20 protein-coding genes and 3 pseudogenes are annotated in these 20579 nt (G+C 60.1%); 10 read left to right on the plus strand and 13 right to left on the minus strand.

From position 1 onward, the window contains the following. Window positions 1–8: 8 nt before the first annotated feature. The gene (locus FJV83_RS29360) at window positions 9–962 is read right to left on the minus strand and encodes a DUF1403 family protein (protein ID WP_142887465.1); all 954 of its coding nucleotides are present in this window, start codon (window positions 960–962) and stop codon (window positions 9–11) included. Window positions 963–1234: 272 nt separating this feature from the next. On the opposite strand from FJV83_RS29360, the gene FJV83_RS29365 reads away from it, so the two are divergent. Genes FJV83_RS29365 through FJV83_RS29375 form a run of 3 tightly spaced genes read left to right on the plus strand, consistent with a single transcriptional unit; the run spans window position 1235 to window position 3017 of the window. Then, a complete protein-coding gene (locus FJV83_RS29365) occupies window positions 1235–1489 on the plus strand; it encodes a type II toxin-antitoxin system VapB family antitoxin (protein ID WP_095793421.1) in 255 nt (84 codons plus the stop codon). Beyond that, window positions 1489–1875 carry a type II toxin-antitoxin system VapC family toxin gene (locus FJV83_RS29370; RefSeq protein WP_095789994.1) on the plus strand — a complete coding sequence of 129 codons (387 nt, stop codon included), beginning with the start codon at window positions 1489–1491 and terminating at the stop codon, window positions 1873–1875. Before FJV83_RS29365 ends, FJV83_RS29370 begins: the two co-directional genes overlap by 1 nt. Beyond that, entirely contained in the window at window positions 1872–3017 is a 1146-nt protein-coding gene (locus tag FJV83_RS29375; RefSeq protein WP_142877470.1) for a tyrosine-type recombinase/integrase, read from the plus strand. Before FJV83_RS29370 ends, FJV83_RS29375 begins: the two co-directional genes overlap by 4 nt. A 39-nt stretch (window positions 3018–3056) precedes the next feature. Here FJV83_RS29375 and FJV83_RS29380 read toward each other — a convergent pair whose 3' ends face one another. The 6 genes from FJV83_RS29380 to FJV83_RS29405 all read right to left on the minus strand — a co-directional run bounded on the left by FJV83_RS29380 (window position 3057) and on the right by FJV83_RS29405 (window position 10212). Beyond that, window positions 3057–3575 (minus strand): RES family NAD+ phosphorylase, encoded by a 519-nt coding sequence (locus tag FJV83_RS29380; RefSeq protein ID WP_142877471.1) that lies wholly within the window; start codon window positions 3573–3575, stop codon window positions 3057–3059. Beyond that, a complete protein-coding gene (locus FJV83_RS29385; protein ID WP_095789997.1) occupies window positions 3572–3961 on the minus strand; it encodes an MbcA/ParS/Xre antitoxin family protein in 390 nt (129 codons plus the stop codon). The genes FJV83_RS29380 and FJV83_RS29385 overlap by 4 nt, the downstream gene beginning before the upstream one ends. Before the next feature lie 170 nt (window positions 3962–4131). After that, the gene (gene repC, locus FJV83_RS29390) at window positions 4132–5337 is read right to left on the minus strand and encodes a plasmid replication protein RepC (protein WP_095789998.1); all 1206 of its coding nucleotides are present in this window, start codon (window positions 5335–5337) and stop codon (window positions 4132–4134) included. 153 nt (window positions 5338–5490) lie between these two features. Further along, window positions 5491–6456 carry a plasmid partitioning protein RepB gene (gene repB / locus FJV83_RS29395; RefSeq protein WP_095774637.1) on the minus strand — a complete coding sequence of 322 codons (966 nt, stop codon included), beginning with the start codon at window positions 6454–6456 and terminating at the stop codon, window positions 5491–5493. A gap of 77 nt (window positions 6457–6533) precedes the next feature. Beyond that, a complete protein-coding gene (repA, locus tag FJV83_RS29400) occupies window positions 6534–7736 on the minus strand; it encodes a plasmid partitioning protein RepA (RefSeq protein WP_095774636.1) in 1203 nt (400 codons plus the stop codon). A gap of 688 nt (window positions 7737–8424) precedes the next feature. After that, a complete protein-coding gene (locus FJV83_RS29405) occupies window positions 8425–10212 on the minus strand; it encodes a PAS domain S-box protein (protein WP_142877472.1) in 1788 nt (595 codons plus the stop codon). 798 nt (window positions 10213–11010) lie between these two features. Here FJV83_RS29405 and FJV83_RS29410 point away from each other — a divergent pair. Beyond that, complete coding sequence (locus tag FJV83_RS29410) at window positions 11011–11841, plus strand: PRC-barrel domain-containing protein (RefSeq protein WP_245437857.1); 831 nt, start codon at window positions 11011–11013, stop codon at window positions 11839–11841. Window positions 11842–11893: 52 nt separating this feature from the next. On the opposite strand, the pseudogene FJV83_RS29415 reads toward FJV83_RS29410, so the two are convergent. After that, window positions 11894–12199: pseudogene (locus FJV83_RS29415) on the minus strand (integrase core domain-containing protein); the annotation flags it as partial. Window positions 12200–12376: 177 nt separating this feature from the next. Here FJV83_RS29415 and FJV83_RS29420 point away from each other — a divergent pair. Beyond that, window positions 12377–12580: pseudogene (locus FJV83_RS29420) on the plus strand (IS110 family transposase); the annotation flags it as partial. Window positions 12581–12591: 11 nt separating this feature from the next. Here the strand turns inward: FJV83_RS29420 and FJV83_RS29425 are convergent. The 4 genes from FJV83_RS29425 to FJV83_RS29440 all read right to left on the minus strand — a co-directional run bounded on the left by FJV83_RS29425 (window position 12592) and on the right by FJV83_RS29440 (window position 16037). Then, window positions 12592–13080: a hypothetical protein gene (locus FJV83_RS29425; protein ID WP_095793416.1), complete on the minus strand. Its 489-nt coding sequence runs from the start codon at window positions 13078–13080 to the stop codon at window positions 12592–12594. Window positions 13081–13747: 667 nt separating this feature from the next. Then, the gene (locus FJV83_RS29430) at window positions 13748–14275 is read right to left on the minus strand and encodes a ferritin-like domain-containing protein (protein WP_095789999.1); all 528 of its coding nucleotides are present in this window, start codon (window positions 14273–14275) and stop codon (window positions 13748–13750) included. 116 nt (window positions 14276–14391) lie between these two features. Next, window positions 14392–15783, minus strand: a complete 1392-nt coding sequence (locus FJV83_RS29435) for a type II toxin-antitoxin system HipA family toxin (protein ID WP_095790000.1) — start codon at window positions 15781–15783, stop codon at window positions 14392–14394. After that, window positions 15783–16037 carry a helix-turn-helix transcriptional regulator gene (locus FJV83_RS29440; protein WP_095790001.1) on the minus strand — a complete coding sequence of 85 codons (255 nt, stop codon included), beginning with the start codon at window positions 16035–16037 and terminating at the stop codon, window positions 15783–15785. Before FJV83_RS29440 ends, FJV83_RS29435 begins: the two co-directional genes overlap by 1 nt. An 877-nt stretch (window positions 16038–16914) precedes the next feature. Here FJV83_RS29440 and FJV83_RS29445 point away from each other — a divergent pair. The 3 genes from FJV83_RS29445 to FJV83_RS29455 are packed head-to-tail and all read left to right on the plus strand — an operon-like array spanning window position 16915 to window position 17941. Further along, the gene (locus tag FJV83_RS29445) at window positions 16915–17124 is read left to right on the plus strand and encodes a hypothetical protein (RefSeq protein ID WP_142877473.1); all 210 of its coding nucleotides are present in this window, start codon (window positions 16915–16917) and stop codon (window positions 17122–17124) included. Next, window positions 17125–17586 (plus strand): hypothetical protein, encoded by a 462-nt coding sequence (locus tag FJV83_RS29450; protein WP_142877474.1) that lies wholly within the window; start codon window positions 17125–17127, stop codon window positions 17584–17586. Window positions 17587–17599: 13 nt separating this feature from the next. Next, a complete protein-coding gene (locus tag FJV83_RS29455; protein WP_095793412.1) occupies window positions 17600–17941 on the plus strand; it encodes a hypothetical protein in 342 nt (113 codons plus the stop codon). Window positions 17942–18086: 145 nt separating this feature from the next. On the opposite strand, the pseudogene FJV83_RS37210 reads toward FJV83_RS29455, so the two are convergent. Continuing rightward, window positions 18087–18426, minus strand: a pseudogene (locus FJV83_RS37210) (FAD-dependent oxidoreductase); the annotation flags it as partial. A gap of 278 nt (window positions 18427–18704) precedes the next feature. Here FJV83_RS37210 and FJV83_RS29465 point away from each other — a divergent pair. Beyond that, window positions 18705–19157, plus strand: a complete 453-nt coding sequence (locus tag FJV83_RS29465) for a DUF2231 domain-containing protein (RefSeq protein ID WP_245437856.1) — start codon at window positions 18705–18707, stop codon at window positions 19155–19157. Beyond that, window positions 19144–20481, plus strand: a complete 1338-nt coding sequence (locus FJV83_RS29470; RefSeq protein ID WP_095793411.1) for a sorbosone dehydrogenase family protein — start codon at window positions 19144–19146, stop codon at window positions 20479–20481. Before FJV83_RS29465 ends, FJV83_RS29470 begins: the two co-directional genes overlap by 14 nt. The last annotated feature ends 98 nt before the right edge of the window (window positions 20482–20579 follow it).

Here is a 20579-nt window from a genome sequence, read left to right on the forward strand (position 1 = left end):
GCTCATTGCTAGAGCCCAAACAGCCGAAAGCTGGGACGGCCGGAAAGCTCGCGCACGGCATCCAATTGTTGCAGCCGGTCGAACAAGCGCCGCGCCGCAAAGCGGGACAGGTTTTTGGTCGTCAGCGATCCGGAGACGGCGTCGTCGTCGAGCAGTCCTTGGATCACATCGCCCGCCCCCTTTGCCCTCAGCTTCGGTGCGACGGCGATGAGCCGCTCCGCACGACGCGACACATCGGCGGCCAATCGGCAGGCGTCGGCCGCGGCCGCAACGAGCGCGACGCAAACCGCCCGCTCAAACCCTTTTTCCCCCGGCCGAATGCGCTTGCCGCCGGCCTCGCGGCGAAAAGCCGGTCCGAAGGCCTGAGCCATCAGCAGCGGCAGCGGCCGCGGCCAGCGCAAGCTTTTTGCCAGCACCAGGTCGGCCAGCCACCAGGCAAAAAGCTCGGCATCGTGGCGCATGGCGACGGTGCGGGCGGCGAGCGCCGCGGCGGCGAACGGCGCCGGCCGCTGCGATGCCGCCAGTTTTTCGATCTCCGCGGAAAGCGCGGCGAGCGCCGCGTCGTCCCAATGCACTCCGAGCTGGTCGACGATCTTTTCGAGCCGGTCGGGGGCGGCGACCGACGGCTGCATGGCCAACTGCCGCCAGGCGCCAAGAACCGCGCCGGCGGGGCCGGTGTCGGCGCCGGCCGGGCGCAGGTACCAGGCATCGCGCAGCGCGGCCTCGTCTTCTGAGCGGCCGGCGAGCCGCATGCTGGCCGCGGCACAGCGAAGCGCCATCCGCTGCCGCCAGGCTCCGGCCCAGCTGGGCTGCGCGCGGGCGAGGCCGTCGAGCGAAGCCAGGGCGGCGCCGGCGTTGAAGGTGGCGTCAGCGTCGCTCGGCGCGCCGGCGTTTGCGAGCGCCCAGGCCGGGACGGCGGGCGGCGCAGAGGAGCTGGCGGTCGCGGGATCAAGGCGAATCATGATTGTGGAGGGTAAAGCGCTCGTGCGCTTTGTGCCATGAATTTTGCACCAAAACGCACAGGCTGTCGGCAACAGATAACGAACGATAATCTTGCATTATCACTCGTTTGCTCTTTATAAGAGAAATGGCCATTTTCGTCGAGCAAAGCCCCGAAAACCGTGCTGGGCACCGCTCTGCTGACCAGAGAGAAGGGCCGCAGGGGTCGTGCATTCCCGCATCGGATAGAGTATATAGGCTGAAGGTAGACAATTAGGAACCAAGGTACCCTCAAATGGCCCTCAGCATCAAGGATCGGGAAACGGAACTTCTTGCCCGCAAGCTCGCCCAACGCACGGGTGAGACCATCACCATTGCCACCAAGCGAGCGCTCGAGGAGCGACTGCGCAGGACGGGCTCTGCTGCGCGCAAGGCAGCGCTGCTGGAAGATCTGGAGGCAATTCGCAAGCGCTTGAACGCGCTGCCGATTCTCGACGAGCGAACGCCCGATGAGATCATGGGCTATGACGAGAACGGAATTCCGTCCTGATGGTTATCGATGCTTCCGTGATTGCCGCAATCGCGTTCAATGAGCAGGAAGCCAGCGGTCTCCATGAGAAAATCGCCGACGATCCTGTTCGCCTGATTTCGGCTGCGACGGTGCTTGAGGCAGCCATGGTCATCGAGGCGCGCCTCGGAGAAGCAGGCGGAGCGGATTTTGACCTTTGGCTTCACAAAGCCGAGGTCGGCATCGTGGCCGTGACCGCGGAGCACGCGGACCAGGCTCGCCGTGCCTGGCGCCGCTTTGGCAAGGGACGGCATCCAGCGGCGCTCAATTACGGCGACTGCTTCTCTTATGCCCTGGCCAAACTCACCGGCGAACCGCTGCTTTTCAAGGGCGATGATTTCTCCCGAACGGACATCAAGGCGGCATGAGGATGGCTGATAACGGTCACGGATCACCGGCTTTCGGCGACGACGACATGCCCGACATCGTCGACGTCGTCATGGAGATGGGCCGCGCGCCGGAGGATCCCGCAGCCGACACCCCCTCCCCTTCCCTTCCGGCCGTCCGACCGGAGCCGCGCGTTTCGGCGCATCTGGAGCGCCTGGCCGACCGCGCCCGGAACTATGTCGAGGCAGCAAGCTCGGCCAACACCCGGCGCGCCTATGCGACCGACTGGAAGCATTTTGCGAGCTGGTGCCGCCGCCAAGGCATTGAGGTGTTTCCGCCTGATCCGCAGGTCATCGGGCTTTATATCACCGCCTGCGCGTCGGGTGCCGTCACGGGCGACAAGAAGCCGAACTCCGTGTCCACGATTGAACGGCGCCTCGCCTCCCTAACGTGGAACTATGCGCAGCGCGGCCAGCCGTTGGACAGAAAAGACCGCCATATCACCACCGTCATGGCCGGTATCCGCAACACACACGCTTCCCCACCCCGGCAGAAGGAAGCGGTTTTGCCGGAGGATCTGATCGCCATGCTGGAGACACTGGATCGCGGGACCCTGCGCGGACTGCGCGATAGGGCGATGCTGCTACTCGGGTTTGCCGGCGGACTGCGCCGCTCCGAAATCGTCGGCCTCGACGTGGCCAGGGACCAAACTGAGGATTCGTCCGGTTGGATCGAGATTTTGGACAACGGCATTCTGGTGACCTTGCGTGGCAAGACTGGTTGGCGCGAAGTTGAGATCGGCTTTGGGTCGGCCGACAGCACCTGCCCCGCGGTTGCTTTGAAGACCTGGCTGAAAATGGGGCGTATCGCGCACGGGCCTGTTTTTCGGCGCGTCACCGGCCAAGGCAAGGCCGTCGGCGCCGAACGGCTGAACGCCCAGGAAGTGGCGCGGTTGGTCAAGCGCGCGGCAATGGCCGCAGGCGTGCGGGGCGATCTGTCCGAAAGCGAGCGAGAAATGAAGTTTTCAGGCCATTCGCTGCGCGCCGGTCTGGCCTCCTCGGCCGAGGTCGACGAGAGATACGTGCAAAAGCAGCTTGGCCATGCATCCGCCGAGATGACCCGCCGCTATCAGCGCCGGCGTGACCGTTTTCGTGTCAACCTCACCAAGGCAAGCGGATTGTAGGCCGGTATAAGCCCCCTCCCCTGCCCTTCCATGAGCCTACTATGACCAAGACAACTGGTCCTTCGGCAACCGGCCGCTCGGATCGAAGACAGTTACTTTATGCGGGAGGTCCGGACCCCACTCCCACAGGACCAGGTTACGATCCTCGTCCTGGGCACTTGGCGCGAAGCTCGGGACCACAATTCCGGCAATATCGCGAGACCGCAGCCGGTCGTAGATGGACCAGGACGCCGGGCGCTCTGCGTCGCCTAGAGCCGTCGCCCAGGCGCAGGCCATGTCCTCGAGCGCGATGGCGAATTCTCCCCTGGCCTGTTCGGTTGTCAGATCCACGATGTCGTCGCAGTCGATCTCATAGGAGCAAAGGACACAGGGATCGATCCGGTGCGCAAAGCCCTGGTTGGCTTCCTTGACCGCAGTCATGATTGTCAGCCCGAGATAAAGCGCCGGCACGCCTTTAGGGTTGAACCGGACGCCTCTGATCGCCGCTCCATCACCGGAAGTCGGCTTGAATGCCCAGCGTGGATCGTGCGCCCTGTAACAGGTTCTGACGAACCTCACGCAAAACCGCCAACGGCCATGTGATCGAGATAATCACGGACCGCGGCGGCCTTGCCATCCTTCACCAACGCTTCGGCGGTGCGTCCGCCAAATGCCGCAAGCGGCTGAGCCCGATACCAGGCCATTGCCTGTTCCTTGCCGCCCGCCCAATCCGTCACGCGGCTGATGATCTCGAGCATTTCGCGCAGACGCCCCTGGGTCTTTGTCGCAGCGCTGCGCTCTGAACGATAGACTGTCTCACGCGCAAGACCGGCGGTCTGGGCCAACTGACTCTTGGACATCCCAAAACCATCCGCGACCTGCTCGATCGCAATCTTCCCGTTCCGATCCATATAGGACAAGACGAGCGGCCTATTCTGCTCGGCTGTCTTGAGTGCATGCCCCATAGTGTTCATCCACCATATCAGGAGTCATATTTCTTGTGCAAAAGGTATGGCATTTATGGACAGCTTTCAAGCCCGGGAGCCCGCCGACCGTAGGTGGCTGCACGCCGTCACCTACTCAGGTGCCCTTGAGCAGCGCCGATCAACCCTGAGCCCCGAACCCTGTACCTCACTCATGCCGTCATCCTGGTTGCCGGACCATTGGCCTTGAGCGCGGCCATCAGCATCGGTCCGACCGAGAACTGCCCTGCCCGAGCCTTTTCCGTCAGCACACGCAGATAGCCACCGGCCGAATTGATGTGCTGTGCCCGTTGCAGAATACACGCAATCACAATCGCGGCGACTTCCTGACCCATCACATGGCAAGCCTCCTCATAGGCCGACGGTGAAACACCAAGGTAGCCGCGCACCTGGGCCGCGGTGAGCATCAAATCGCGCCAGCTGGCGATGCCGTTGGCCGCATACTCCACAATCTCCGGGCAGGCCTTCAGCACCAGTCCAATCGGATAGCTTTTCAACCGCTCGTCCGGTGCCGGTCTTGGCTCGACGGCCGCCCTGCTTTTTTCGAAAGCCGGTTCAAATACAAAAATGGAGTCTGTGTTTGAATCAGATTGCTGCCGCTCACTTTGGGACTCATTGCCGCCGGGATTCGTGGAATTTGCGAAGCTTTCCAGCATCCTATCCACTTCATCATGGAGCACGGTCATCTCGCCGACGATCGCTTCCAGCTGTGGCAGCCCTGCCCGGCGCGGAATTGCATCCACGATGGACCGAAACCGCCTCCAGACGCCGCCCCAGTCGCCAGAAACCCCTTCCTCGACCGCCGCCTCGACCAGCTTCTGGATGTCCCTGCGATGCAGCGTGATCCGCTCCCGCATCAATTTCAGCGCCAGACATTCGGCGCGGACCTGCTCGGCGGCGCGCTGAAACTCCGAGGCCCGTGTCAGCAAAGGCGCCAACGAGAACCCGAAGACCTCCAGGACAGCACCGCCCTGCCCCTTGCGAGCGAATCTTTTGCCGTTCGGACTATCGCGGCGTATGATCAGGCCGCAACTCACGAGCTCGGCCAGGTTCCTTCTCAGCGTTGAATCGGCCATGCCGTGCGCCCGCAAAGATAGCTGTGCATTCGACGGGAAGACCATCAAACCGTTTTCCTCGCTGATCTGGTCGTCAGGATAGAACGTCAAAAGCCCGCTCAGCACCGCCAGCGCACGATCACCAACGCCAACGATAGACTTGCCCTCGCATAGCCACCGGTAGACCTGCCATTTCTCAACGGCGGCCCCCTCCGGAATCTGCCGTGACGCGGCGTTGGCCTTCACCAAGGCAAGCGTCATCGGCCGCCGCCCAAAGGGCGTCGTCGCAAACCCACTCTCCATTTCCCTCACCTTTCACGAAGGCAAAAGAAACCTGCTCGCCGAAACGGCGCCACGACTCTTGACAGTGATTCGGGGAAGTGCGATTCTCAGCTTGCTACAGACGAGAAGGGCTTCCGCGACGGCGACGTTCGGGGGCCTTTTTCTTTTGCGGTTTCAGTCTCCCGTTTTCTTTGACATTTCCGATTGCCGGAAAGCTTCGAAAAGCTCGTCAAGCCGTTCGGTGATGAAAGCACCGAATGGCGAGGCTTCCCTCGCTTTCAGGGCAAGCGTGAACACTTTTCCAGTGTCGGTGATCTTGGCCCGCACCGACTTGTCCCGCGGCGCCCAGGCCGTGTCTCGTGTCTTCGTCGCAGCCGGCGAACGTTTCGCCGGCGCGCTCAGGAAGTCGAAAAGAAGCGCAAAACGTGCGTCACTGCTTGGCGCCGCGAAATCGGCGCTCTTCACATACTCACCCGCCCTGCCCGCGTTCCCCGGATGCTCCATGAGCTTGGCCAGTTGCCACCATCTGTCCCGCCCGACGGCCTTGGCCGCGCCAACCGCCACAATGACTGGCTCGGGAATATTGCCGGTCACGGAGCGCATCTTCGAGAAGGTCGTGTCATCGAGTGCCAAAGCGGACTTCACCGTGTCCGACGTGTGGCCGCGCTTGAGAATGCGATCGGCAAACAGGGTCCTTTCGATGAAGGACAGATTGGCCCTGGCGGCATTCTCCTGGCCCTGGGCGATAACATGGTCCTCGTCGCCCATCTTCTTGACGACGGCGCGGACCGGCCTTCCCAGTTGGCGGGCAACCTTGACGCGGCGATGGCCGAATACAGTCTGGAAGCGTCCCGAAACCTCCGGATGCGGTCTGACCAGGACCGGCGAATCTTGGCCTCTGTCGCGAATTGCCGACAGCAACTCCTGATACGCCTGGTCGTCTTCGTCCAGGCGGTCCGAGACGAAAGAGGTGTCAACCATGGCAGGATCGAGATCGACGACCGAACTCTTGGAGAGCTCCTCGAAGGATTGCATGATCGAACGGGAGGCACCACGAACGGCATACCCCGATACATCCTTGTTATCGGCCACCGCAGCGACGGGCCCCATCACACTGCCGAAAATATCCTTACGGGCCATTCAACCGCCTCCGTGCGCGGCTAGCGATCTGATTCCACGAGCAAAATAGCCGGTTTTTACTGCCGTAAAGTTCGTCGTCATGACCGACCCCAGGCGCGATGGACGAGGGTGACGATCTCGGCGTTCACCGCGTCGAGCGATTCCAAAGCGCGGTCATATGTCGAGCGGGTGAAAGCCGATTTCTCCACCTCGTAAAGCGTTTGCTTGGTGAGGCCTGCATCGGAAATCGCCGTCGACTTCAACATCGGATTTTCCAGGATCTGGCCGGCAAGCATGGACTGCATGAAGCCCACCATTTGCGCCTGCGGAATATCGGTCGGTTCGTAGCGCGTGATCAGGTAGCGAAACCAGTCGAGTTCGATCGCGGCGCCGGCGGCCTTGATGGTCTTCAAGATGCCGCCAAGCATCAGCAGGAACTGGCTCATCGACATCAGGTCGAGCATCTGCGGATGGACCGTAATGAGGACCGATGTCGCCGCCGACATTGCCGTCAAAGTCAGATAGCCAAGCTGGGGAGGGCAATCGACAACGACGACATCGTACCGGTCGTCAACCTCCGACAGCGCTTTGGCCATGCGCGTGAAGAACTGGCGGCCGGCATTGGAGGTTTTGTCCTGCATGGCAAGCGGCGTGTCGTACTCGTATTCCTGCAGCTCGAGATTGGCGGGAATGATATCAAGGCCCGGGAAATTTGTCGGTATGATCACATCCGCAATCGATCTACGTTCGTCGTCATACCTGATCGCTTCATAGAGCGAGAGGTTGCGATCGAGTTCGGGCTGGAAGCCGTGCAGTGCCGACAGCGAAGCTTGCGGATCAAGATCGATCGCAAGAACCCGATGACCGGTCAGCGCCAGGTGCTGGGCGAGGTGGGCAGCCGTGGTCGTCTTGCCGCTGCCGCCTTTGAAATTGACCACCGCAACCACCTGGAGTTTATCGCCAAGCTTGCGGTGCGGAACGTACTTCTTGACTTCGGTCCTGCCGTGCTGGTCCAGGAAATGTCTGAGCTCGAGCATCTGGGTAGCCGTGTAGGTGCGACGGCCGGAAGGACTTTGGTCAGGCAACGGCCCCTTGCCTTCGAGATGGAGACGCTTCAGATTGTTCTGCGAGACCCCAAGGTAGTGAGCGACCTCCGCCATGGAGAATGTGCGCAGCGTCTTGGTTGCATTGGGCGGAAATTTCTCCATCCGAAGCTGGTTCAACCGCCGGGAAATCTCGGCGCCCTGTTCGAGGATTTTGTCATCGAACTCGAAACGAGGCAGCCGCATGGAGATATTCATTCTCGTCGAAACCTGAATTGGCGCTTTTTGTAAGCAATACCCACAACAAGCGCCATTAAGCTCCGATTCGGACTTACCGGCAAGAAGTTTTGGGTTAACAAAAGGTTAACGCATGCCAGACCGCAGCCGATCGCACGGGCGGCCTGCGGAGTTTACCGCAGTAAAAAGATCCCGGATCGATATTGAAAACAAGGAGTTGCGCCGCAAGACAACGAACCGGCGAAGCCAACTTTTAGATCGCCGGTCGCGATAGTGTCGGAAAAACCGCGATGTTGACGCGGGACAGTGACAGGCATCGACGTGGTCTCGGTTTGAAACCGGGAAGGAGGGGACTTGCGTGTCAACGTTTGTCGCAAGAGGCCGACCGTGACAGGGGCGGGCGCTGCAGAGCCAAGCGTTCGTCGATCGTGCACCTCCGAGTAGGGACGGGGGCCAGTAAAGACCAGCAAGAATGCCATTCCAACTGGCTTTGTACGGGAGCCGAGTACGTCTACTGTTTTTTCAGTGCCTGACCTATGAGGGTGTGCATCATCGATGCGCATTGCCGTTGGGCGCCCGGCCGACACCTTGCGGAGCTAGGGTCGTTCCAAACACAGAAATTGCGGCGGACACTCGGTTTCTGCTTGACCAGCTAAATATCGGCTTTGGCGATGCGCCAACCTCGCAACGGCAAGGCTACTTTCTGCTTCTAATCCTGATTGGCAGCAGAACGGTCCACTCCGGCTAACGGCGCCTCCAGATTCCATCTGATGCCATGCGAACCATATTCAAGATTTCCCCGCCCGCCCACGGCTTCAGGTGCAACCCGTTTCAGGACCACGGTTCCAAAGCCGCCCTGTCCGATAGTCGTGACTTGCGGCCCATCGGTTTCGGCCCAGGTCAGGCGGAAGAGCCGCGATGCTCCGGAACCGCTGATGTTCCATGTGACAGAAATTTGGCCGTCATCGCCGGAGAGCACGCCATACTTCGCAGAGTTGGTCGCGAGTTCGTGGAAGGCAATCCCGAGATATTGGACTGCATTGGGGCCAAGCACAAACGACGGCCCTGACATCTCGATCATCTCACCGCGTGGAAATGGCTGAGCCTGCGCGGCCAAAAGTTCACTGATGGTAGCTCCCTGCCAGTCGGCCGAAACAAGCAGGTCCTGGGAGCGCGACAATGCCATGATGCGCTCGCGCACCTGGGACTCAAACTGCTTGGGCGTCTCCGATCGTTTGTTGGTCTCCCGGATCATCGACAGGATAACCGAATACTGGTTTTTCACCCGGTGATTGACCTCGCGCATCAACATGCGGATACGCTGTTCGTTTTCCCTGGCCGATGTGATATCCCGCGCAATCTTCGAAGCGCCGACGATCTGCCCTGTTGCGTTACGCACTGGCGATATCGTCAGCGAAACCGGAACTAGAATGCCATCCTTGCGTCGACGTATCGTTTCATAGGTATCGACGCGCTCCCCACGACGGATTCGCTCAAGGATGCGAGGTTCCTCGTCCGGGTGGTCATCGGGGATAAGCATGGTTACCGACCTGCCGATCGCCTCGCTGGCGGTGTAGCCAAAGAGCTTTTCGGCGCCTCGATTCCAGCTCTTGATGATCGTGTTGAGATCCTTGCTGACAATAGCGTCAAATGAGGATTCCACGATCGCCGACAGGTGCTGTCTGGTTTCTTCGGCACGCTGGCGGTCCGTCAGGTCGAGCAGCATATTCACCGCGCCAACGAGGTCGCCCTGCTCATCGCGCAGCGGTGTGGGGTAGGGCATGAATGGGAAAAAAGACCCGTCCGGACGCTGCGCTATGGCCTGCTGGTTGCGGACCGGCCGGTTTTCCTTGAGGGCGACTGCCATCGGGCATTCGTCGTGCGGCAGTTCCTTGCCGTCGGTGGTGAACAGCTTGAACGTGACGCACCATTTATCCTTGCCGACCTGAGGCTCCCGCCCTGCCAGATCGGCAGCGGCCCGATTGTAATAGGTAATGATGCCATACTGGTCAGTCGTGTAGATGGCGACTGGAAGGCCATCGAGAATCTGGTGATAGGCGTGGTCCTGCTGCCTGAGTTCTGTCCGCTTTCGCTCAAGGTCAGTTACATCGACAGTAAAGCATCTGGTGTGGACTAGCTTACCGTCGCGGAAATGGCTGCTCGACGTGAGTTCGACGTGCTTGATGGACCCGTCACGGGCGCGCAAACGCGCCGGATATCTTGCAATCTTCTCACCACGGGACAGCCTGCTCAAAATGTCGGTTATCACGTCCCGGTCGGGATAAAACTCATCAATGTGGTGACCGACATAGTCCTCTGCTGGATAGCCGAGGAGATCGAGCTCTGCCTTGTTGGCATGCAAGATAAGGCCATCCGCGCTCACCAGATGGAGCGCCATGGCACCGTTTTCGAAAAAGTCCTGATAGTCGAAGTTGCCGCCTAGGACCATTGCCGGTTTCTTGACGGCGACAACGTCGGCCTGCGGTAGTTCAGTCATTCGAGGGTCCCCGATGTAAACGGGCCACAACGCGCCGCCTAAACAATCGTTCCAAGTCGCCGCCCACATATCGGAAGTGAAGGGTTCGTTGGCCGAGGTAATGGGGTCCGAGCTCCTAGTGCGGACGCTGACGAACTGGCCCAGAAACAGCCTGAACTATTTACGCATGACGGAGCCTTTAGCGCGGCGAGTTAACCCCGGTCGTCGGCGGGCTTGGCCGAGGCAATCGCCCACCGCCTCGGCGGCAATGTCGGCGAGGCCCATGGGCGACAAACGGGTCGGGCGACTCGGCGGTTGGGCTGCCGAATTGCGCAGGGCCAGCAAGAACGACGCCAGGCGTGGTCGACCTGCTGTCGGCCGATGAACGGACCCATCTTTGGCGATTGCCGGTGTTTCGCGCGGTCGAACTGAGTCCGGAGACCAAGCACCACGCGAGATATCGTGCGGCAACAGTACCTTCACGTCGTGAAAGACAACTGGCGAGGAACGTTCCCGATATGCGCCCAGCAACTGGCTCGAGTGCTGACGGACTTGCCGACCCGGCCGCCCCGGGCGGCTCATGCGCTACCGCGCTACAGTCCGTTTCCGGCCTTCTTTCCAATGGTAACGCACGGTGATTAAGCTCGACCTCTCGGCCAGGCCGCCCGCAAGGAAAGTATGCGCGGACTTTGGGCCGTTGGCTTCAGCGGGCTGGTGCCGTGGGAACCTCGATCAACGCATTCCGTTGTGATGCATCAAGTTGCCGTCCTGTCTGCAAAAAGGGCAGGGCGGGCGACGACAACACAAAGGATAACCACCATGAGCTACAAAAGTCTGGCTGCCGCCACCGCGCTTGCAACCCTTATTGCCTCGGGAGCCTTTGCCGCGAACGTCGTGACAACGGCGCCGGCGGACAACAATGCTGCGACAACTGCTGCGGTCGCGCCAAATGGTAGCCTTGTTTCCAAAATTATCGGCGCTACCGTTTACAACGGAACGGACGCTAATGCCCAGACGATCGGCAAGGTCAATGATGTCCTGCTTGCGAAGGACGGCAAGGCACAATCTCTCATTATCGGCGTCGGGGGCTTTCTCGGCATCGGTGAAAAGAATGTCGCTTTCGACTTCAACAAGGCCCAGTGGGCCGAAAAGGACGGCAAGCGCTGGCTTGTGATCAAGACCACCAAGGAAGATCTCCAGGCTCAGCCGAACTTCGATACCAAGGCCTATGATCCCACCACGGCTTCTAATACAGCCCCCACGCCCACGACAGTGGCCCCCGACTCAACCACCACCGCGGCTGTTGACAAAACGGCTCTGACCGCCGTGCCGATCGAAAAGGTCCGGGCCGAGGATCTGGTCGGCACGACCGTCTATGGCGCCAACGACGCCAAGGTTGGAAAGATCGGCGACGTTGTGCTGACGGGGGACAAGAAAGTCGACGCAGTCCTGATCGATGTCGGTGGGTTCCTCGGGATAGGAGCCAAGGAGGTCGCCGTTGGCATGGACAACCTCAAGTTCATGACGGACAAGTCAGGAAATAAGTACCTATATACAAACTTTACAAAAGAGCAGTTTAATGCGCAGCCGGCCTATGAAAAAGGCACCTACGCCAGCGCGCGTGACAAACAACGCATGATCGCGAACTAGAAGGTGCTTGGCCTGTCCGTTGAAATGGACGGACGCTTTCTGCGACCCGGTTTTAGCGACCGGGTCGCGGAGCCTCAACAGGTTGTCCCTCGGTTAGGGCGAGGCGACTGATAGGTGGTTGGACTTTAGGCTGCCGTGTGCGGGCGATGCCAATTGTATCTGTGCAGCCAGACAGGCAGTTCGGCGGCGCGGTGATCGGATGTGGGTGGGCAACGGCGTAGGCCCATTCGCGCAGCGCCGTCTGGATGAAGCGCTCGGCCTTGCCGTTGGTCTTGGGCGTATAGGGCCTCGTCCTGACGTGCTTGAGGCCGAGATCGCGGCAGGCCTTGGCGAAGGCCTTCGATCTGTAGCAGGAGCCGTAGCACCTGCGGAATGAAGGAGCGGCGGCCGAGACAGCGTGCACGCAGCTTTTCGCTGCAGGCGCGCACCGCTGGAGGCGGCCATGGCCAGTCAGAGTTTCTCTAGAATGTGAATGTTCACAACCCATTCCGGAGAGACCGACCATGACCACTTCGATTCTACACCCACCGGCGCGGTGCTGGTAGCGATCGATATCGCCAAGGTCCGCAATGAAGTTCTGATCGAAGACCCAAGCCACAAACGCCGACGCCGTCTGCAGGTCCTCAACAACCGTGCTGAGCACGACCATCTGGTCGAAGTCCTGCAGACGTACGGTCGCCCCGTGGTCTGTGGCTTCGAGGCGACGGTGAACTATCACCGGCCGATTGCATGGCGCCTGGCTCCCTTCCATTACCGCGCAGCTCTGGTAAGCCGTTCAAGTATCTGGAAGTCATCCAAATCCTTATAGGGCGTCAGATCCAAGTCCCCCGGAACGCGTTTCAGCTTTTCCTCATCGATCGGCTTTTCATGGGCTTTCATCACCCGTTGGTAGGCTCGCCATGTCAACCCCGCCCCTCGCACGGCGTCGCGCTCGGCGCGCAAGGCGACCTGGTGCGCGTGCAGGTAGTGAAGCCGCAGCTCATCGAGCAAGGCTTTTTCGACGATTTCATGGGTTACCAAGAACGGCGCTAACCTGAAGTCCCGTCCCTTCCAAGCTAGTGTCCGGGGCAGGTGCCGGTCGATGTAAATGGTCTTTGCGTTGTCGCTGTAGCCGGCAATATATGGAATGTCGAAGTCATGGCTAACGTTGACGCGCCTGCAGAGTGCCGTCACGACGTCAGCCAGTACGCGATCATCCAGCTCCTCGGAGGTATGGCGAACTTCGTTGTCGAGCTTCAAGGCGCTATATCCGTTGGCACCACCGACGAACCCCGCTCTTCATGAAAGGTTCCGGTCGCGCAGTCAGATGGTCTCGATGTGGAAGGTTTTGGCATACGGGTTCTGCGTTTTAGGGGAGGGAGTAGCCCGCATCGGTCAGCGCGAGGAAATCGCAAATCGAGCCATGCGTTCAGTGCCGGGGAGCGGCCCGCGCACCTAGCATAAGCGGAGGCCGACCATACAGCCCCGCGGCCAGCGGCGCCATCAGGAAAGACGCCGCATGGCCTTACACATAGTGTAAGCGGGTAAGTTTCTTAGGCGTTCGTACTAATCCTCGTTGCCGGCTACACCTCGGAGAATATCGCAGGCTTTTCTCTACCCGGTCTTTTCGCGGCGGCTAAATGAGGTGCGCAGGCCTTCGGGTCCGGTAGCGGGTTCATGCGCTTCGGGCTGAATAATCGATCGAGACTGCGCTGCGAGCGTGTGCTGTTACCGGCGCTCGACGAGAATTGCGGCTAACGCCGTGGCAGTGGGCGTCGCGTTCGATCGCCGGACGACTTAGATGTTCGTTGGTCTAACTGCTTCGTCTCGCCGTCTGTTAGGCTGGCGCGGATGTCCGTCGACGCGGAAGGGCTTGTACCAAACCGGCGGTGAGGGGTCCGGCAAAGGGACCCCTCGGACGACCGGGTCAGGCGGCCTGCTGTTCGGCAGCCCGCTCGTTCACGCCCGCCTCGCCAAGCGACGTCAATGCTTCGTCGGTGGCTTTTTCTTCTTCCAGGTTGGCGTTGAGCAATTCCGCGACATCATCCCTGCCAAGGGATGTCGCCCACGCAATCAACGTGCCATAGCGCGCGATTTCGTAGTGTTCGACCGCCTGCGCGGCGCCTACCAGCCCGGCGTCCAGCGAGACCGAGCCTTTGTACTCCTCAAGGATCTCGGAACCTTCCTCAAGAATGCCGTCGATGGCCGGACAGGTTTTGCCTCGGGCCGGCATACCGAGAATCTCAAATACTTCTTCCAGCCGCTCGACTTGGCCTTCGGTCTCGGCACGATGCTTCTCAAAGGCGGCAGTGACCTGCTGGTCGTCCGCGCCCCTTGCCATCTTCGGCAACGCCTTCAAGATCTTTTTCTCGGCATAGTAGATGTCCTTCAGGCCTCCGAGAAACATGTCCTCAAGGCCTTTATTGGTGGCTGTTGCCTTCTTCGTAGCTGCCATTGCTGTTTTCTCCTTATTGATGAACCCATGTGGGTGAGTTTCCAACTTCATTCGAAACGCGAGGTTCCAAGCTGCGGCAGGAGATTTCAGAAGATATCGAGTGCGTAGAGCCGGTCTTAGCTGCGGCGCAGGCGATGTCGATAAGGACTGCCCGATCGGGTAGCCTGAATTCTTGTCCGGCCGTCCTCTGAGCTTAGTCTCTGGGTTTCAGCGAGAAGCATCACGCGCTTGGCTATTGCCGACCTGACCGACGCGGCGAGCTGCCCGGGAAAGTGACGCGGCAACGAAGAGATCACGGCCTCGGCCTGCCTCTCGGCGTTTTCGCCGAGGTCGTCGAAAATTTTGCGTATCAGAGATGTCCCCACGCCAGCAACGTCGGCGATCTGCAAGAAGTGACGGGGCACGATCTCATGTATCGGATAGTGCCGGCTCGTGCCGACCGACATTGCCAACTTGAACTTCTTTCGGGGAATCTGCCCGGCATCTAGGCTGGGCTGCGCGCTCAGTACGTCATAGAGCGGCGTCATCCGGAACCGCCCGCCTGAACCCAGAAAGATGCTAAAATTCTTGGCATGGCCGTCAGTCGCCCCGATCAGCCAGAATACGATGCAAGCGCGCAGAAAGACCGTGATGTCCTCTTCGGGCCTGTCACTGCCCTTCAGGATCTCGATGATCTCCCGCATACCAGGACCACCCTCTGACTGGTACTTGCGCGTGGGCGGGACCGACAGCGCTTGACACATGTCCTCCTGCGGGAGGCGCAGGAGACGGCCGTCCCTAGCCCATAACCGGTCGAAGCGCTCGACAATCAGCGTGCGGCGCTCCCCAAAATCCGCGATCTCTGTCTTGGCGGCAGGAACGCCGAACGCCTCCAGCAGCTTAAGGCACAGATACTCGTTCTCAACGCTATTGGAGAGATCGATGCCATTCGGCAACCTGCCGATCTGTGGTTTGAGGATGTGGGTGGTCGCTGCAGTGCCGATCGGCTTGAACCAGCGTCCATCCTTGCGCAGGAGTGCGGTTTTTTCTTGGGCGCCGGCGATCGAGATACGGAAATCTTCGTCCTCACCGAGGCCGAGAGGACTGGTTGCGAGGTTTTCGATCATCTCGGCGATATCCTTTTTGCTGACTGGCTTGCCATCGCTGCTGCCGGGATTGCCAGGATCGATACCATCGGGCAAGAACTGGAGCGCGCCGACGCAGTCATGGCCGAGTATGGCGAGCAGGCTGTAGGCATCGGTGCCAGCCGCACCGACGCGTTCGGCAACGCGCTTGCGGATGGCTTCATTGTCGGGAAGCAGGTTGTCGAAGACATTGATCACAGGCGCGCCGATATAGCGGTCGTCTCGTAGAGGCAACGAGAGCGAGACCGGGAAAGTGCCCTGCCAATCCAGCCATTCGCTTGCATATTTGAAGTCCACGGCGCCGGTTGATTGTCTGCGCAGCACGCCGACCAGGCGCCCGTTTAGGAAGACATTTAGCGGTGTGTGAGCCGGCCGCCGCGCCATCAGAACAGGTCCTCGATCTCCGTAGCGCTGCTTTTGCTGCGCGGGCGAACGACGAGTTCAAGGTCGAGCGCGGAGAGAGCGGCCATCAACGTACTGAGCTGCACCGCTGGCTCGCCGGCCTCAAGGCGAGACACCGTCGCCTGGCGCAGATGGATTTGGTTGCCAAGCATCTCTTGTGTGAGGTCGGCCTGCCTACGCGCGCGTCGCAGGATGGCGCCAAGTTGCTTTTCGTTGCGTGCGATCTGGGCGGTCATGCTAAGCCTCCAGAGTCTTATATACGCATTCGCGTATCTAAAGTCAATATACGCAATCGCGTATACTATGGCATTATACGGGATTGCGTATAAGGCATCATTATGCGCACTCGCGTATTGTGCCGCCCCCTTAAATCTCGGACCCGAGGCAAGCCGGCCCGGCCGCAGACGGCCATTGACGGCATCTTCATGCCGGACATATTCACGCCGGACTGGACGTCGCGCTGGGCGCCTTGCGCAGCTGGTACGCGCTACGCGTGGTGCAAGACCGGCTCACATCACGCGGAAGTCGCGCCCTTGATGCCGAAAGCGTTTTCGAAGTGATCTTCGAGGCGATGCCTCGTCGCAAGCGGCCCAGCCAGCCTTCAGGTTGACACAGGATGACTAGCCGGGCCGCGCCGGCCATGTGAGTAAGCCGGGCGAGGTTCAGAACCGGTGCCTGTCGCGGCTTCGCAAATCCGACCGGCGGGCGCTTCCCACACTCATCAAACTCGCAGGCATGATTGCGATCCGTCCACTTTGTCGCGGCGCCGCCATCAGGCCTTCGGCCAGCTTGATTGATTCCTCGCTCATCCGTGCTTTTCACAAGGGGAGGGGAGTTGCACTATCGAGATGCTCCTGAAAACGGCCGTCCAGCACGATCATTTCCTTCAGCGCCTTCATCGCCCTTGTGCGCAACGACGAAGTTGTCAGCGACAGCCGCAAAGCTATACGACCGGCATCTCTCGGGCTGCTCGGATTTTTTTGCGGTGATCGGTTTGATGGCTCCTGTCTCAATTGTCTACAGTGAACGGAATGAGAACAAAATAGTCAAGCGCCTCTTGACCTGACAGGAATATGTTCCTTATTCCTGATCTATCTGAGCAGGAAAAGGGCCATGGGAAAGCGCCAAAATGCGCCGATCGGCGAAGCTATGTCCGAAGTGGAGTTGGCGGCCCAGCAAGCCATTGCTGCAGCCGGTGGCGACGCTGTGGTCGCCTTGCTGACCGCTTTGGCCAGGAACGCCGAACTTGAACGGGAACTCGCTTTGTCACGCGCGGCGGTCTCGAATGGCTTTTCTCGCGGCTGGCATAAGGCGCGCCCCTAAATGTTGGACACCGCCGAAGACAATTTCCGGATCGAGGTTTGGGATCGAGAGGAGAAGACGCATCTCGAAACTATCTGTCGATCGCCGGACCCGGTGGTGAGCCAAGCGGCCTGGCACGCCGCCATCCGGCGCCGGCCCGGCCTGATGCTTATCCATTACAACAGCCGCCACGTCATGGAGAAGATCATCACGCCGGGCGAGGTGAAGGTCTCGCCCCAGACGATCATCGATGGCAGCATTCATGCCGGACTGGACGTGGCTCTCGGCGACCTCCGCAGCTGGCACACGCTACGAGCGTGGTGCAAGAGCTGCTCGCATCATGCGGAAGTGAAGCCCGCCAGCTTGATCAAAAGGTACGGCAAGGAAGCCCTGTTCAGCTCGGTGGAGCAGGCGCTCTTGTGCACGAGTTGCGAACGGGGCGGACCGGTGAGGTTGGAAATCCACAAGCTTCCAAGGAACTAAAGGGATTTTGAGAATGCACGACTTGATCGAATTCTTTCAGACCAATGCCGCTTTGGTGATCGCCAATCCCATGGCCTTCCTCACTTTCGCCATCCTTTTTGGAACCGGGGGGTTCATCGTGGGTCGCTATTTCCTCACCGAACGTGTCGCCAATCTAGAAAGCCGTATTGCGCGGCGAGATGATGAAATCGAGGCGCTGAAAACACCCAAGGGAAGGCCGGCCGAGCTATCCTTCATCCCAATCGTCGGCACTTCGGCAATTGGTGAAAACCGGACCACCCCGCTGTTGGGAAAATGGCCCGACCGGCGTCGGCCAGGGGCGCTCTCGGCACCTCCTCATCAACGGCGTGGCTAACTCACAGATTTATTGGGATCGGTCATCTTCTGAAGTCCAGAAAAGCCCACGGAAATTCTAGAGGTATCGGACAACGCGCCTTGTCCGTCAGCCGGTAGAGGTACCCGTGCCGCCAACAGTTCGAGACTCTATGACCCATGCTGGATCCGATGACAGGCAGCATGTCCGGGACATAGCCATCGCAGCCCGACCACGTGCGGATAACCGCGACCGGTGCAATTGCCGGCAGCAATCGCGCGATGGCGCGCAATTGCAACGGAAGGCGCGTGCGAGCGGCGACCGCATGGCCTAGATCGACGTCGACCGGCACCCTTTCGGCCGTGCCGCCGAAGACGATATTGCCCCGCTCGCCCTAACGCGAATAGGCGCCATGGTCCTTGTTGCGCGTCCAAATGCCAACCCCGGCGGAATCCGGTACGGCAGCGGCTCGGTCACACCCATCTGCGGACGCAGCCGTCGAGCGGTACCTCTTCGCCGAACTGTGATCCAGCCGCCCAACAACCGCACAAATCTTCCAGACTTTCTGGGTATGCCAGGACACCAAGCCAATAGGTGAACTCGGTGCAGCCGCCCCCAGGCTGGCACGCCCTTTTATTTCGAGGGAGGCGAGCCGAAACCGAGTCGCTTTTGAGCGGGATCGGCGCCATGGCCTCCATTCACTTCTAGTGACCTACACGAAATCGCTTGGAACCTTCACCTTTGCCTCCTGTTATTTTTAGTCTGATCTCAGACGCGCGCTCACTTCGCTCCCAGGGGGCAAAGCATGGAAAATCCGAAATCGACGGCTCAAATCGCCGGCCATCCAATCCATCCAATGCTGGTCACCGTCCCGATTGCCTGCTTCGTTGGCGCATTATTGACCGACATCGCCTATTGGCGGACCGCGGAAATGATGTGGGCAAACTTCTCGGCTTGGCTGCTGACTGTTGGCGTCATTGTGGGAATCCTGGCTGCCATCGCCGGGTTCATCGATTTCCTTTGGGGGCGCCGGATACGCGAACAACCGATCGCTTGGGTGCATATGGCTGGCAATCTCCTTGCGATCATTCTCGCCTTCTTCAACATGCTGGTGCACACGCGCGACGCATGGACGTCGGTGGTGCCGACAGGATTAATCCTCTCGGCGCTCGTTGTGGTCATACTGATCTTTACCGGTTGGCTGGGCTGGGCGTTGGTTTATCGCCATCACGTGGGAGTGGCCGATGAAACGACTTGACAGCAAATGGGTAGCCTTGGTTTTGCTCGGCTCGACTGCGCTGGGCGTTGCTGGCTGCAGCAATGACAATACTGATCCGAACGAGCAGATCGGACCAAATCCGAAACTGCCAGAAATCAACCAGTATCTTTTCCCGCCGATGCACCTGGCATCCGTTGTCGGCTGGAAGAATGATGAAACTCCGACCGTCGCACAGGGCCTTCGTATCCAAGCGCTTGCCAACGGCCTGCAGCATCCGCGCTCGCTCTACGTGCTGCCCAACGGCGACATATTGGTGGTGGAATCGAAGGCGCCTCCTGAGGCGTCAGCCAAGCGGCCAAAGGATCTCGTCATGGCGTTGATCGAAGGCTGGGTCACGTCCGGCGGCGACACCGGTCCGAGCAACCGCATCACCCTCCTGCGCGACGCCAATGGCGACGGCAAGCCGGATTACCAGGGCGTATTCCTTGATCAGCTGAATTCGCCCTTCGGTGTGGCACTGGTCGGTAACGATCTATATGTGGCCAACACCGACGCGATCGTTCGCTATCCGTATAATCAAGGCGACACCAAGATCACTGCACCCGGCAAGGTGCTCACGGAGTTGCCGGGCGGGCCAATCGACCACCACTGGACGAAGAGCCTGGTGGCGAGTCCGGACGGTTCCCTGCTCTACGTCGGGGTCGGTTCCAACAGTAACATCACCGAGAATGGCATCCAGGCCGAGAAAGACCGTGCCGCCATCTGGGAGGTCGACCGGGCCACCGGCCGGTCGCGCATCTTCGCCAGCGGGCTGCGCAATCCCAATGGCCTGTCGTTCGAACCGCAAAGCAAGGCGCTGTGGACGGTCGTCAACGAGCGCGACGAGCTAGGGCCAAACCTGGTGCCCGACTACATGACGTCAGTGAAGGACGGAGCCTTCTATGGCTGGCCATACAGCTATTACGGCCAACATGTCGATCCGCGTGTCATGCCGCAGCGGCCGGATATGGTAGCCAAAGCTATTCCGCCCGACTATGCGCTGAGCTCGCACGTCGCGCCGCTCGGGCTCGCCTTCTATACGGCTGGAAACCTGCCGCCTTCATATCGTGGCGGCGCCTTTGTCGGCGAGCACGGGAGCTGGGATCGTGACCGATTCAACGGTTACAAGGTGGTCTTCGTGCCCTTCAGCGGCGGACGTCCCAACGGCAAGGCCCAGGACGTCGTCTCCGGCTTCCTCAATGCCAAAGGCGAGGCGCGAGGTCGGCCGGTTGGCGTGGCCGTCGACAAATCCGGGGCGCTCCTGATCGCGGATGATGTAGGAAACACTGTGTGGCGTGTAACGGCGGCGGCGCCAGGGTCATAAGGCATTTACGCCCTCAACGTCTGCAGTGCTCCTCGAGGGCGATTGCCGACATCAAGGATAGGGCTGTTCGCTTTCGGAGGCTGATTGCGGCGATTGGT

Origin of the sequence: Mesorhizobium sp. WSM4307 (assembly GCF_007003945.1) — a bacterium.
Classification (GTDB): Bacteria; Pseudomonadota; Alphaproteobacteria; order Rhizobiales; family Rhizobiaceae; genus Mesorhizobium.